We start from the raw sequence: 14125 nt of genomic DNA on the forward strand, positions 1-14125 counted from the left end.
GAGGACAGTCGATGCTGCTGGAAATGAACAATATCACCAAGCGTTTCGGCGCGGTGAAGGCGCTGAATGATGTCAGCCTGCAACTGGATGCGGGAGAAGTGATGTCACTGTGCGGCGAGAACGGCTCAGGCAAATCGACCCTGATGAAAATCCTGTGCGGACTCTATCCGCACGGGGAGTTTGAGGGACAGATTCGCTTCGGCGGTGACGAAATTCAGGCGCAGACCATTCGCGATACCGAACGCAAAGGCATTGTGATTATTCACCAGGAGCTGGCGCTGGTGCGGCAGCTGACGGTGATGGAGAACATCTTCCTTGGTGCTGAGCTGGGGCGCTTCGGCATGGTGGATGATGAAACCATGACCCTGCGCTGTCAGCAGCTGCTGGCGCGAGTCGGACTGAACGTCTCGCCTGCGGCGCGGGTGGGTGAGCTGGGACTGGGACAGCAGCAGCTGGTGGAGATTGCCCGTGCTCTTAACAAGCAGGTGCGGTTGCTGATCCTGGATGAGCCGACCTCCTCCCTGACCGAGCAGGAGACGGAGGTGCTGCTCGGCATCATCCGTAACCTGCGTGAGCATGGCATCGCCTGTATCTACATCTCCCACAAGCTGAACGAGGTTAAGGCGATCTCTGACATCATCTGTGTGATTCGTGACGGTCAGCATATCGCCACGCGGGCGGCGGCGGGCCTGAGCGAAGATGACATCATCACCATGATGGTCGGACGCGAGCTGACCGCGCTCTATCCCCATGCGCCGCATCAGATTGGCGACCAGGTGCTGAAAGTGGAGAACCTCACCGCCTGGCATCCGGTTAACCGCCATATCCGCCGCGTTAACAACGTCTCTTTCACCCTGCGGCGCGGCGAGATTCTCGGCATCGCCGGACTGGTTGGCGCGGGCAGAACGGAGACGGTGCAGTGTCTGTTTGGCGTCTGGCCGGGGCGCTGGCAGGGTGACATCTGGATCAATGGCAAACAGGTCAGGATCACCGATTGCCGCGCCGCGATTGCGCACGGCATCGCGATGGTGCCGGAAGATCGCAAAAAAGATGGCATCGTGCCGCTGATGGCGGTGGGCAAAAATATCACCCTGGCGGCGCTGGATCAGTTCAGCCACCGGCTTTCAACCCTGGATGAAGCGCAGGAGCAGCAGGCGATCAATGAGGCAATCAGCCGGTTGCGGGTGAAAACCTCCTCATCGGAACTGCCGATAGGGCGGCTGAGCGGCGGCAACCAGCAGAAAGCGATTCTGGCGAAGTGTCTGCTGCTGAATCCGCAAATCCTGATCCTGGATGAACCGACGCGCGGGATTGACGTTGGCGCGCGTCAGGAGATCTACCTGCTGATTAATGCGCTGGTTCAGCAGGGGATCGCGGTGATTGTGATTTCGTCTGAGCTGCCGGAAGTGCTGGGCCTGAGCGATCGGGTGCTGGTGATGCATGAAGGGCAGATCAAAGCTGATTTGATTAACGATAACCTGACTCAGGAGCAGGTGATGGAAGCCGCCCTGCGGAGTGAACATTATGCTTAAAAGTGAAAGTACCCCAGGTCGTCTCTCCGGCACGCCGGGCAAACCGTCACCGGGCCGGTTCACGCTGCCTAACCTACAGGTTCTGGTGATGCTGGGCGCGATTGTGCTGATTGCGCTGTTCTTTACCTGGACCACCGATGGCGCGTGGCTCAGCGCGCGTAACGTTTCCAACCTGCTGCGTCAGACCGCCATTACCGGCATTCTGGCGGTGGGGATGGTGTTCGTGATTATCTCGGCGGAGATCGACCTCTCCGTCGGTTCGATGATGGGTCTGCTGGGCGGGGCGGCGGCGATATTTGACGTCTGGCTTGGCTGGCCGCTGCCGCTGACCATCGTGGTCACGCTGGTGATGGGGCTGCTGCTCGGCACCTGGAACGGCTGGTGGGTCGCCTACCGCAAAGTGCCTTCGTTTATCGTGACGCTGGCGGGGATGCTGGCGTTCCGCGGCATTCTGGTGGGGATCACCGATGGCACCACGGTTGCGCCGATCACGCCGGGGATGTCGCAGATTGGTCAGAGCTATCTGCCAGGCGGCGTCGGCTTCGGCTTTGGCTTCGCCGGTCTGGCGCTGTTTATGCTATGGCAATGGCGCTTACGGCTGCGTCGCCAGCAGCTTGGCCTGGCGCAGAGTGCGGCCAGCGGCACGGTGGGTAAACAGGCGATCACCGCGATACTGGTGCTGGGGGCCATCTGGCTGCTGAACGATTATCGCGGTGTGCCAACCCCGGTGTTACTGCTGGCGTTGCTGCTGCTGGCCGGGATGTTTATGGCCACCCGCACCGCCTTTGGCCGTCGCATCTACGCCATCGGCGGCAACATCGACGCGGCGCGTCTCTCCGGCATTAATGTGGCGCGCACCAAACTGGCGGTGTTTGCCATCAACGGCGTAATGGTGGCGATTGCCGGGCTGATCCTCAGTTCGCGACTGGGTGCCGGTTCGCCTTCGGCGGGTAACATTGCCGAACTCGACGCCATCGCCGCCTGCGTGATTGGCGGCACCAGCCTGGCGGGCGGTGTCGGTTCGGTCGCTGGCGCGGTGATGGGGGCCTTTATCATGGCCTCGCTGGATAACGGCATGAGCATGATGGATGTCCCTACCTTCTGGCAGTACATCGTCAAGGGGGCCATTCTGCTGCTGGCGGTGTGGATGGATACCGCCACGCGCCGCCGGGTATAATCGCGCGGACGATCACATTGTGGCGCAAACAATTTTTTTGCCCTTTGCAGCCGTGTTATGCAATGCGCTGAAGAGTTAAGGGAACGCGCCACCATGCATGATAAACGCTATCGCATCACCCTGTTGTTTAACGCCAACAAAGTGTATGACCGCCAGGTTGTGGAGGGCGTCGGGGAATATCTACAGGCGTCGCAGACCGACTGGGATATTTTTATCGAAGAGGATTTCCGCTGCCGCATCGACAACATCCGTGAGTGGCTGGGCGATGGGGTGATCGCCGATTATGACGATCGCTCCATCGAAACCCTGCTGTCGAATGTCCCGGTCCCGATTGTCGGAGTGGGTGGCTCCTACCATCGGCAGGAAGATTATCCGCCGGTGCATTACATCGCCACTGACAACGCCGCGCTGCTGGAGAAAGCCTTTCTGCATCTGAAGGAGAAGGGCATCAACCGCTTTGCTTTCTACGGCCTGCCCGCCTCCAGCGGCAAGCGCTGGGCACAGGAGCGGGAACATGCGTTTCGCCAGCTGATGATGCGGGAGCGCTATCAGGGCGTGGTCTATCAGGGCATGGAGACGGCACCGGAAAACTGGCAGCACGCCCAGAACCGGCTGGCCGACTGGCTGCAAACCCTGCCACAGCAGACCGGGATTATCGCCGTGACCGACGCCCGGGCGCGGCATCTGCTTCAGGCGTGCGAACACCTGAAAATACCGGTGCCGGAGAAACTTGCGGTGATCGGGATTGATAATGAAGAGCTGACCCGCTACCTGTCGCGGGTGGCGCTCTCTTCGGTGGCGCAGGGCACGCGGCAGATGGGCTATCAGGCGGCGAAGCTGCTGCACCGGCTGCTGGATAAGCAGCCTTTACCGCTTCAGCGCATCCTGGTGCCGCCGGTGAAGGTAATTGCCCGCCGCTCGACCGACTTCCGTTCACTGCGCGATCCGGCGGTGATTCAGGCGATGCACTACATCCGCTTTAACGCCTGCAAGGGAATTAAAGTGGAGCAGGTACTGGATGCGGTCGGGCTGTCGCGCTCTAACCTGGAAAAGCGTTTCCGCGATGAGACCGGCGACACCATTCATGCGATGATCCACCGCGAAAAACTGGAAAAAGCGCGTGAACTGCTGGCTTCGTCGTCGCTGAACATCAACGAGATCTCACAGATGTGCGGCTATCCTTCGCTTCAGTATTTTTATTCGGTATTTCGTAAGAGCTACGACACTACGCCAAAAGAGTATCGCCAGCATTTTGGGGAGAATCTGGTGTAGGGGACTCTTTCAGTGGGTAATGAGGACTGAAAAGGGCTTCAAGCCAGGCTCGCAGACGTGAGAGGAGAGTATTGAAAGTGAGGGCAGGTTCACCCCTGTCACCCCACCCGCTGCTCACTCTGCTCAATCACCGCCAGCGCCAGCCCGTTAGCCGGATCGATCCGCTGTTCAGGAAAACAGAGTTGCGTATGGGCAGCCGTAAACGCCAGCGCATTACTATTCGCGGTCTCGCGCACTGCCTGGCAGAATGCGGCACTGACGTTCCAGGGGCAATCAATAATGATGGTGGCGGGATTAAGCAGCAGCATAATCTGGCTCAGCGCTGCGCCAAGATAGCTGCCCGCCTGGGTCATCACCTCATCCACCACGCGCGGGGCGCTGTCGCGGTTCTGCCAGCTCAGGCCGGGCTGACGCTGCGCCAGCTGCTGTTTAACCGCCGGCTGGCTGACCAGCGCTTCAAGACAACCGCGGCGACCGCAACAGCAGCGCGGGCCGCCGGGCTGGACGATCAGATGCCCCGCTTCGCCTGCGGTCCAGCTGTGACCGGTAAACACCTCGCCATGCTGCACCAGCGCGCCGCCAATCCCTTCTGAAATGCGCAGATAAAAGTGACCGCTTTCCACTGACAATCCCGCCTGCTGTACCGCCAGCAGCGCGGCGGCTTTGACATTATTCATAATGCGGACAGGCAGGCGTATGTGCTTGCGCAGCGTGGTCAGCAGGTCAACATCCTGCCATTCGAGATGGGATGAGAGGTGCATCCAGCCGCGTCGGGGGTCGACGATGCCGGGAAAACCGATACCGATGCCGAGTAAATCGGGGTGCTTCTCTGTCAGTTCACGGCACAGCATCGCCAGTTCAGCCAGCAATCGGGTTGGATTACGGGTCTCGGTGCGCAGCGTCTGTTCAGCCAGCACCTGGGAAAAGTAGTCGCAGATGCGCCAGTGGATAACGTTACGCTCGACCATCACCCCGGCGCTCTTCAGCCGCTCCGGGCGCAGGGTAATGCCGATTTTGGGCCGTCCGGCCGCCGCCACGCTGACCGGGCCCAGCTCCTCAATCAGCTGCTGCTCCAGCAGGTCATCAATAATTAATGAGACGGTATTTTTGCTGAGAGCCAGCGTCTGCGCCAGATCCTGACGCGAGGTGACGCGCAGCTTACGCAACTGGGTCATCACCCGTTTCTGGTTATTCAGTCGCAGCAGTGCAGGGCCTTTGCCGTTTGTTTTCATCACGGATTCACCCAACAGAGGAGGATGAATCTAGTTTATCAGCCCGTGCCTGTTCGTCATCCCACACTTTTGCGCGCTGTTTCACACAACCCGAAGCCTGTGACAAAGAAGGGGATCGGCGTCGGGTCAGCGGGTTAAGCGAAGTGGATTTTCTGCCCGCCTCCGCTATCGGCATCAATATTCGTCGCCGCGCACCCGGCTGCGATAGCTTTCCCAGTCGAAACGCACCCACAGACTGTTGCCGAGGCGCATACGGTCCATCACCCGTTCGCCCAGCAGCGTGTTCATCCCGGCGTGGTCGAGGTTGGATAACATCCCGGTCGGACGCTTCGACGAGGAACGGCGGTCAACAATCTGATTGATGATCACTTTTTCGTAGCGTGACTCGCTCTGCATGCCGATCTCATCAATCACCAGCAGGTCCACGCTGCTGAGATCCTGAATCAGCCGCTCTTCGGTAATGCCGCTGCTGCCGCTGAAGGTGCCCTTCATGCTCGACATCAGATCGGCAACCGTCACAATCAGTACGCTTTTGCCACGCAGGATCAGGTCGTTGCCAATCGCCGCCGCCAGATGGTTTTTACCGGTGCCGGGACGGCCAGAAAAGACAAAGCTGGCGATGCTGCCTTCAAACTCGGCGGCGTACTGGCGGGCCAGCTCCAGCGCTTTGCGCTGCCCTTCGTTCTCTACCCGGTAATTATCAAACGAGCAGTTGATGTGCAGTTCACGAATGCCGGAGCGGCCCATCACGCGCTGCATTTTCATCGCGCGGTTCTCCCGCACGATCGCCTCTGAACGCAGGCGTCCCTGTTCCTGGTTCCACGCCAGCAGCTCTTCGCCACTGGAAAATTTAGGGCGGGTACCGGCGGGCATCATTTTTTTCAGACGGCTAAAAAGATCGTTCGGCGTTTTCATTACTCACCTCGGAAACCATCGGGAATGGTACGATCGGGATCAGGCAACTGCGTAATATCACGCTTCGGCTGCCCGCCGTTGGCGGCACGGTTCATCTGGATGCTGCGCGCCAGCTTCTGCTGCCACTGCACATGATGGAACATCCGGCCTTCGGCCTGCCAGTAGGCGACAAACGCGGCCAGCTCGGTGGCAGTGACCGGCTCGTTCAGCGCCACGCCCCAGATGGCGGCCTGGCGGGTAAAGTCGGCGTCCGGTTGCCAGCCCGGATACATGGCGAATTTGCCCGCCGGGGTAGAGATGGCGGCGGGCATATCGTCATACAGACTCTCATCCAGCGCCACATCATTTGGCTGGCGGGCAGCGGCTTCCAGCGCCAGCAGCTCGGCCAGACGCGCAGGGGTGATGGCGTACATCACCGGGGCATAATCTTCTAACACTGCCAGCGTGCCCTTTTCCGCCTGTTGCAGGGCAGTCAGCGGATCCTGTCGGAAGGCATCCATGCCAATGAGTGTTGAAGTTAAGATTTTAGCTGACATGAAAAGACCTGAGGTTAACGAACACCTTGCGCCGGGGACCAGCCGCCGACGCAGAAGGGGTTATTGTACCTTTTTTAGCGGTGCGGATCGCTCAAAAACCGCGACCCTGTCAGTGCGAGGTGGCCGGAGAAGAGGCGGGGCGGGCAGAGGCCGATTCAGTGGCCTGGACGCTGACCGGCACCGTTGCCGCACGGGTCTGCCACAGGTAGCGCACCGAGGCGAGCCAGCACAGGCTGTAACCCAGCAGTTCCGTACCCTCTTCGGCCATATTCTTCACCACGCGGTTGTAATCGCCCAGCATCAGATGCTGCCACAGCGCATGAATGCCAAACAGCCGCGAAAAGATCAGCACCACCAGAAAGCCGGAGGCCATCACCGGCCAGTTGCGATGCAGCAGCAGGTTAGCCAGTGCGTGCACGGTTTTTTTCGGCGTCCGCAGGGCGACAGCCAGAGAGCCCGCCGTGACCGCCAGCGCAAACCAGACCCAGCTGCCGTGCTGAATGGTATCAAAGGCGAAGTCCAGCTCGCGGATCAGCATACAGCTGTAGAAGCCTGCCACCAGGGTCAGCGCGCCGCGCTGGGCCGGGCGACGCTGAGCCGCGATAAAAAACAGCAGGGCGATCGACGCCAGCATCAGTTCCTGGGTGGTTTCAGTAAAAGAGGTTTCATGTAAGGCGTTGTGCATCCAGGCGACATCGATATAGATGGGAACGATGGTCAGGGTGAGAAACAGGGCAGCCATGAGAAAAACCGTGATTTCGCGGCCAATAATTGTCAAATCTTTGCGCATAGTGTTACCGGTATAATGATTAGCGGACTCATTATATTTTAAACATCCGGTTCCCTTTCTCTTTTCATGCCCCGGCTAGAAGCTGGCGCTGAAGCCAAAGCTGTAAAGCAGCTGCTCCTGATTATTCAGCGCTTCGCTTTGTGAAAAAGAGGCAAAAGCCGCCAGATTATTGTTCAGCGGCACCTGTGCACCGACGCTCAGGTCGATGCCATTGGTCTGATCCGGCGAACTGTTCGCCGTCTGCCGCTCGTTCGGCGGCGCATCGGTCAGCGAATAGTGATAGCTCAGCTGCGCCCAGGGCGATATCCAGCCCTGGCGGGAATCAATGCGCCAGCCGACGCTGGCGCTCTGCTCGCGACTTTGCTGATCGCTGTAGTCGCATTGCAGACAGCTCATCAGCTGAGGATCGACCGCATACTGCGCCATCGGGCCGGTGGAGAGTGAGGAAGACAGCGGCATCTCGACCCCCGCCCGGTAGCGTTTTCCCAGCGGCGTGCTGCCTACGCTGCCGGTTTCACTGTAGAGCGACACCGGAGAGGCGGCAGGGGAGTTGAGCGCGGCTTCAAACAGGGCGCGGTTGTCATCACTGAAGATAAGCGAAGAGCGGGAAATTTTCTCGGCCAGAATGGTGTTGTAGTCAGGCAGATAGTCCGACTGGTGAGGCGCAGCAGAAGCGCCGCCGCCGGCAAAGGTCGGTTGCGTTAAGAGTAACAGCCCTGCACCACACCAGGTCCACAGACCTTTCCAACCGTTTCTCTGCAACATCGGTTCTCCAGTCAAAGCTGAAGTGATTATCGGGGGTCTTGCTTAAGATCTGCTTAACATCTGTTATTTACCCTTTGATCGTTTAACTATCAACCGATTACTTCTAAGATCAAGCGGACCGCTGGAATATTTTCAAAAAAGGAGCTTTGGGATGCAACGATGTGGCTGGGTAACGCAGGATCCGCTCTATCTGGCGTATCACGACAGGGAATGGGGCGTTGAGCAGCGAGACAAGCGTGCGCTGTTTGAGATGCTCTGCCTGGAAGGTCAGCAGGCGGGACTCTCCTGGATCACCGTACTGAAAAAGCGCGAGAACTATCGGGCGGCGTTCCACCAGTTTGACCCGGAGGCCATCGCGCAGATGGACAGCGCGGATAGTGCGGCGCTGCTGCTTAACAGCGGCATTATCCGTCATCCGGGTAAAATCGCCGCGATTATCGCCAACGCCCGCGCTTATCTGGCGATGGAAGCCAAAGGCGAAGATTTTAGCCGCTTCGTCTGGCAATTTGTCGATAACACGCAAATCGTTCACCATTACCCCGACTACCGTCTGGCGCCCACCACCTCAGAGCAGGCGATTGCGCTGTCGAAGGCGTTAAAGCTGCGTGGTTTTAAATTCATCGGGCCGACAATCTGCCACTCCTTTTTACAGGCCTGCGGCCTGATAAACGATCATCAGACCAGCTGTTTTTGCCATCCTGACAACATTAAAGCGTGATTCTCTGCAAATCAGGATTTTTCCTCACCTCATCCCGATCGCCACACGGCATAATCGTGCCGATTATGGGGAAAGTTTTCCCCTGTGTGTCGAATGTAAGGGAACAAAAATGCAGAAGAAATTAATTGCGATAACCTTGTTATTAAGCGGAAGCCTGGCCCTGCCAGGCTGTACCACCAATCCTTACACCGGCGAATCACAGGCGGGTAAGTCAGGCGTAGGCGCTGGCCTGGGCGCTTTAGTGGGAGCGGGTGTCGGCGTGCTCTCCTCGTCGAAGAAAGATCGCCGTAAAGGGGCGCTGATTGGTGCCGCAGGCGGCGCGGCACTGGGTGGTGGCGTGGGTTACTACATGGACGTGCAGGAAGCGAAACTGCGCGACAAGATGCGCGGCACCGGCGTCAGCGTGACCCGTGCAGGCGATAACATCGTCCTGAATATGCCAAACAATGTCACCTTCGACTCCAACAGCAGCAATCTGAAACCGGCGGGGGCCAATACCCTGACCGGCGTCGGCATGGTGCTGAAAGAGTATCCGAAAACCGCCGTCAACGTGGTGGGCTACACCGACAGCACCGGTACGCGCGCGCTGAATATGCGCCTGTCGCAGCAGCGTGCCGAGAGCGTCGCCAGCGCGTTGATCGTGCAGGGCGTCGCCAGCGATCGTCTGCGCACCCAGGGTGCAGGCCCGGATAATCCGGTCGCCAGCAACAGCAGTGAAGCAGGCAAAGCGCAAAACCGCCGCGTTGAGATCACCCTCAGCCCGCTGGGATAAACCGCTGCGCCCTTGTCGGGGGCGCAGATCTTTCCCGCAGCCGGTTAAATTCTGCGGACAGATCCAGCAGGGGCTTTATGGCGGCCCGATTAAAACGGCGTGGCAGGCCCCTCCCACCTCTCTGTTTCCGCCCGTGCTTTTTTGCGCCGGGCCTCGCTTGTGCTAGTCTCTGCCGGGTTTCTTATTTCGCAGGGTATCTCATGAAGACCAGGCCGCCTCGCGCCACCATCAGCGATGTTGCTCACGCGGCACAAACCGGTAAAACCAGCGTTTCACGCTATCTCAACGGTGAGCTGCATCTGCTCTCCGCTGATTTAAAAGCGCGAATCGAACAGGCGATCACCGCGCTTAACTATCGGCCAAGCCAGATGGCACGCGGCCTGAAGCGGGGGCGCACCCGTCTGATCGGACTGATTATTGCCGATATTACCAATCCCTATTCCGTTGATGTGATGAGCGGGATCGAAGCGGCCTGCCGCGAGCAGGGCTTCACGCTGCTGATGTGTAACACCAACAATGAAGTGGATCTGGAGCAGCACTATCTGCAACTGCTGAGCAGCTATCAGGTGGAAGGCATCGTGGTCAACGCGGTGGGGATGCGTGAAGAGGTGCTGAATCACCTGCAACAGTCTCTGCTGCCGATGGTGCTGATCGACCGCAAAATTCCTGACTTCCCCTGCGATGTGGTCGGCTTAAACAACGCCGAAGCGGCGGAAACCGCCACCCGCCATCTGGTTGAGAATGGTTACGAGGCGCTGCTGTTTCTGAGTGAGCCGCTGGGCAGCGTCAATACGCGCCGCGAGCGTTTACAGGCGTTCCGCCAGCTGCTGGCGGGCTATCCACAGATTGCGCATGAGAACAGCGAGCTGTCGCTGCATCAGCCCGCCGCGCTGGACGAGGCGCTGCGCGCGTTCCATCAGCGTCACGCGGGTAAACGGGCGGCGGTGATGGTCGCCAACGGTGCTCTGACGCTCCAGGTGGCGCGCTCGCTGCAACGCATCAACCTGCACTGGGGACGCGATATTGGCCTGCTCGGTTTTGACGAACTGGAGTGGGCGGCGCTGGCTGGCGTCGGAATTACTACGCTGAAGCAGCCCACCTGGCAGATTGGTCACAGCGCGCTGGAACTGCTGATTACCCGTATCGAGGGCAGTGAGCTGCCGGTAACCGAACGGGTTTTTCCGGGTGAACTGATCGTCCGCGGCTCCAGCCAGCCTCTTATCTGATTTTCAGACTTTCCTCCCCGCCTGCGTGCTCGCTTCGTGAGCACGATCATAATTTCACCCTTTGCTGCTTTGCTTTGGAACCGGTTCCATCCAGGATTGTTAACTATGTTAAGAATAGGATCTGGTCCTGGAGCACAACATGAAACCTGACATCATCGTGGTGACCGCCGCTTATGGCCACGCGCAGATTGCCGCCCTCGGCGGACAGCGTGCGCTGCTGCCGATCATCCAGCAGGCGGGCGCTGACGGGGTGGAGATCCGCCGTGAACTGCTCGATGAGGCGGCGCTGGCCGATTTACCGGCGCTGGCTGAGGCGGTGGCGCAGCATCAGCTGCACGCCAGCTATTCGGTGCCCGATACGCTGTTTTGTGACGGCGGCGAGATCAATCCACGCCTGACCCACTACGTTAAAGAAGCGCGCCAGCTAAAGGCGCAGCGACTGAAAGTGGCGCTGGGGGCGTTCAGCGGTGTGCTGCCTCGCGAGCCGTTGCAGGCGCTGCTGGCCGATCTGCCGTTTCAGCTGACAGTGGAAAATGACCAGACTGAGCATGGCCGGCTGGCCCCCTCCGTGGCCTTTTTCCAGGCGGTCAGCGCGGCCGATCTGCCGATCAGCATGACCTTTGATATGGGGAACTGGTGCTGGACCGGCGAGGACGCCGACCAGGCGGCGCAGCAACTGGCGGCGCAGGTTGGCTATGTGCATGTCAAAGCCGCCGTGCCGCACCAGAATAGCTTCCGCGCGATTGCGCTGGATGAGGCTGACGATCACTGGCGTAGCCTGCTGCAACAGCTGCCCGGCTCGGTGCCGCGCGGCATTGAGTTTCCGCTGGAAGGCGACGATCTGGTGGCGGTCACCCGCCACTATGTGTCGCTGCTGCGTAACGTGTAAGGAGTGAAGATGACGACGCATCACACTATGCATCATAAGGGTCCACTGGACGTGGTCACTATCGGGGAAGCGATGGCGATGTTTGTCGCCCGTGAAACCGGCGACCTGGCCGCGGCAGAAACCTTTGTTAAACGCGCAGCGGGCGCAGAGCTCAATGTGGCGACCGGGCTGGCGCGTCTTGGGCTGAAGGTGGGCTGGGTCAGCCGCGTCGGGGATGACGCCTTTGGCCGTTTTATCTGCCAGCAGCTGGAGAAAGAGGGTATCGATCACCGCCAGGTGCGGGTAGATAACCGCTATCCCACCGGTTTCCAGCTCAAGTCCAGAGTCGATGACGGCTCTGACCCGCTGGTGGAATATTTCCGCAAAGGCTCGGCGGCCAGCCATCTGTCGGTCGATGATTTTGACGCCGACTATTTTGGTTCCGCCCGCCATCTGCACCTGAGTGGGGTGGCGGCGGCGCTGTCAGAGAGTTCACTGGAACTGCTGAAGTACGCCGCCAAAGAGATGCGGGCGCGCGGCAAAACTCTCTCCTTTGACCCTAACCTGCGGCCGGTGCTGTGGCGCAGCGAAGAGGAGATGCGTAAGCAGCTCAATCTGCTGGCGGAATATGCCGACTGGGTGCTGCCCGGTGAGAAAGAGGGACTGATCCTTACCGGCTATCGTCAGCCGGAAGCCATCGCGGATTTCTACCTTGATAAAGGGGTGAAAGCCGTGGTGATTAAAACCGGCTGTGACGGTGCCTGGTATAAAACCGCCAGCGGAGAACAGGGACAGGTAGAGGCGATAAAAGTGGAAAACGTCGTCGATACCGTGGGTGCGGGCGATGGCTTTGCGGTCGGGGTGATCAGCGCCCTGCTGGAAGGTCAGTCGCTGCCACAGGCGATTCGTCGCGGCAATAAAATTGGTTCGATGGCGATTCAGGTTATTGGCGACAGCGAAGGTCTGCCGACACGTCAGCAACTGGGCGATGTATAGCTCGCGCCCCCCTACAGAGACAGGAGTACCCGATGAAAACGCAGACAATCGCGCCAAAACGCTGGTGGTTCATCATGCCCATTGTGTTTATCACCTACAGCCTGGCCTATCTCGATCGTGCAAATTTCAGTTTCGCTTCCGCCGCCGGGATTAATGACGATCTCGGTATTACCAAAGGCATGTCCTCGCTGCTGGGGGCGCTGTTCTTCCTGGGCTACTTCTTTTTCCAGATCCCAGGGGCGATTTACGCCGAACGCCGCAGCGTTAAAAAACTGATCTTCTGGTGCCTGATCCTGTGGGGCGGCTGCGCCTCGCTGACCGGTATCGTCAGCAACATTCCGATGCTGGCGGCGATTCGCTTTATTCTGGGCGTGGTGGAAGCGGCCGTGATGCCGGCGATGCTGATCTACATCAGCAACTGGTTTACCAAATCGGAACGTTCGCGCGCCAACACCTTCCTGATCCTCGGTAATCCGGTCACGGTGCTCTGGATGTCGGTGGTCTCCGGTTATCTGATCGAATCCTTTGGCTGGCGTGAGATGTTTATCTTTGAAGGGATTCCGGCGGTGATCTGGGCGATCGCCTGGTGGTTCCTGGTGCAGGATAAACCGGCGCAGGCGCGCTGGATGAGCGATGCTGAGAAAGCGGCGTTACAGGCGGAGTTGCAGAAAGAGCAGGAGAACATCAAAGCGGTGCGCAACTACGGTGAAGCGTTCCGTAACCGCAACGTGATCATCCTCTGCCTGCAATATTTCGCCTGGAGCATCGGCGTCTATGGCTTCGTGCTGTGGCTGCCATCAATTCTGCGTAACGGCACCCAGATGGGGATGGTTGAAGCGGGCTGGCTCTCGGCGGTGCCTTATCTGGCGGCGACCATCGCGATGGTGGTGGTCTCCTGGGCGTCGGACAAAACCCAGAACCGTAAGCTGTTCGTCTGGCCGCTGCTGCTGATCGGTGCGCTGGCGTTCCTCGGCTCATATCTGGTGGGATCGAACAGTTTCTGGCTCTCCTACACCCTGTTAGTGATTGCCGGTGCCGCGATGTATGCGCCTTATGGTCCGTTCTTCGCCATTATTCCTGAGATGCTGCCGCGCAACGTCGCCGGTGGGGCGATGGCGCTGATCAACAGTATGGGGGCGCTCGGCTCGTTTATCGGTTCGTGGATTGTCGGCTATCTTAATGGTGCGACCGGCAACCCGTCCGCCTCCTACATCTTTATGGGCTCGGCCCTGCTGGTTTCAGTATGGCTGACGCTGATAGTTAAACCGGCGCAGAACAAAGCGCCCGCGCTGCACGGCGCGAAACACGCCTGAAAGCGTAAACGCT

At 59.2% G+C, this 14125-nt stretch carries 14 protein-coding genes; 9 read left to right on the plus strand and 5 right to left on the minus strand.

From position 1 onward, the window contains the following. The first annotated feature begins 11 nt into the window (after window positions 1-11). From ACCW71_RS16580 to xylR, 3 genes are all read left to right on the plus strand, one after another. Window positions 12-1532, plus strand: a complete 1521-nt coding sequence (locus ACCW71_RS16580; protein ID WP_436373268.1) for a xylose ABC transporter ATP-binding protein — start codon at window positions 12-14, stop codon at window positions 1530-1532. Beyond that, window positions 1525-2709, plus strand: coding sequence for a xylose ABC transporter permease XylH (gene xylH, locus ACCW71_RS16585; protein WP_436373269.1), 1185 nt, complete (start codon window positions 1525-1527; stop codon window positions 2707-2709). Before ACCW71_RS16580 ends, xylH begins: the two co-directional genes overlap by 8 nt. 93 nt (window positions 2710-2802) lie before the next feature. After that, window positions 2803-3981 carry a D-xylose utilization transcriptional activator XylR gene (xylR, locus tag ACCW71_RS16590; protein ID WP_436373271.1) on the plus strand — a complete coding sequence of 393 codons (1179 nt, stop codon included), beginning with the start codon at window positions 2803-2805 and terminating at the stop codon, window positions 3979-3981. 98 nt (window positions 3982-4079) lie between these two features. Here the strand turns inward: xylR and ACCW71_RS16595 are convergent, their stop codons facing one another. The 5 genes from ACCW71_RS16595 to ACCW71_RS16615 form a co-directional block, all read right to left on the minus strand. Beyond that, a complete protein-coding gene (locus ACCW71_RS16595) occupies window positions 4080-5213 on the minus strand; it encodes an ROK family protein (RefSeq protein ID WP_436373273.1) in 1134 nt (377 codons plus the stop codon). A gap of 174 nt (window positions 5214-5387) precedes the next feature. Continuing rightward, complete coding sequence (dnaC, locus tag ACCW71_RS16600; protein ID WP_436373274.1) at window positions 5388-6128, minus strand: DNA replication protein DnaC; 741 nt, start codon at window positions 6126-6128, stop codon at window positions 5388-5390. Further along, on the minus strand, window positions 6128-6664 hold the full coding sequence (dnaT, locus tag ACCW71_RS16605) for a primosomal protein DnaT (RefSeq protein ID WP_436373275.1): 537 nt from the start codon (window positions 6662-6664) through the stop codon (window positions 6128-6130). Before dnaT ends, dnaC begins: the two co-directional genes overlap by 1 nt. Before the next feature lie 109 nt (window positions 6665-6773). Continuing rightward, window positions 6774-7454, minus strand: coding sequence for a hypothetical protein (locus tag ACCW71_RS16610; protein WP_436373277.1), 681 nt, complete (start codon window positions 7452-7454; stop codon window positions 6774-6776). 75 nt (window positions 7455-7529) lie between these two features. Further along, window positions 7530-8219, minus strand: a complete 690-nt coding sequence (locus ACCW71_RS16615) for an autotransporter (RefSeq protein WP_436373279.1) — start codon at window positions 8217-8219, stop codon at window positions 7530-7532. A gap of 151 nt (window positions 8220-8370) precedes the next feature. Here ACCW71_RS16615 and ACCW71_RS16620 point away from each other — a divergent pair, with 151 nt between their 5' ends. From ACCW71_RS16620 to ACCW71_RS16645, 6 genes are all read left to right on the plus strand, one after another. Then, the gene (locus ACCW71_RS16620; protein WP_436373281.1) at window positions 8371-8937 is read left to right on the plus strand and encodes a DNA-3-methyladenine glycosylase I; all 567 of its coding nucleotides are present in this window, start codon (window positions 8371-8373) and stop codon (window positions 8935-8937) included. 109 nt (window positions 8938-9046) lie between these two features. Continuing rightward, the gene (locus ACCW71_RS16625; RefSeq protein WP_436373283.1) at window positions 9047-9709 is read left to right on the plus strand and encodes an OmpA family lipoprotein; all 663 of its coding nucleotides are present in this window, start codon (window positions 9047-9049) and stop codon (window positions 9707-9709) included. Window positions 9710-9909: 200 nt separating this feature from the next. Then, window positions 9910-10935, plus strand: a complete 1026-nt coding sequence (locus ACCW71_RS16630) for a LacI family DNA-binding transcriptional regulator (protein ID WP_436373285.1) — start codon at window positions 9910-9912, stop codon at window positions 10933-10935. Between the two features lie 139 nt (window positions 10936-11074). Further along, window positions 11075-11824 carry a sugar phosphate isomerase/epimerase gene (locus ACCW71_RS16635; protein WP_436373287.1) on the plus strand — a complete coding sequence of 250 codons (750 nt, stop codon included), beginning with the start codon at window positions 11075-11077 and terminating at the stop codon, window positions 11822-11824. A 9-nt stretch (window positions 11825-11833) separates the two neighbouring features. Continuing rightward, entirely contained in the window at window positions 11834-12799 is a 966-nt protein-coding gene (locus ACCW71_RS16640) for a sugar kinase (protein ID WP_436373289.1), read from the plus strand. Window positions 12800-12831: 32 nt separating this feature from the next. Then, a complete protein-coding gene (locus tag ACCW71_RS16645) occupies window positions 12832-14112 on the plus strand; it encodes an MFS transporter (RefSeq protein ID WP_436373290.1) in 1281 nt (426 codons plus the stop codon). The last annotated feature ends 13 nt before the right edge of the window (window positions 14113-14125 follow it).

The organism is Pantoea sp. C2G6, from assembly GCF_051336815.1.
Lineage (GTDB): Bacteria > Pseudomonadota > Gammaproteobacteria > Enterobacterales > Enterobacteriaceae > Pantoea.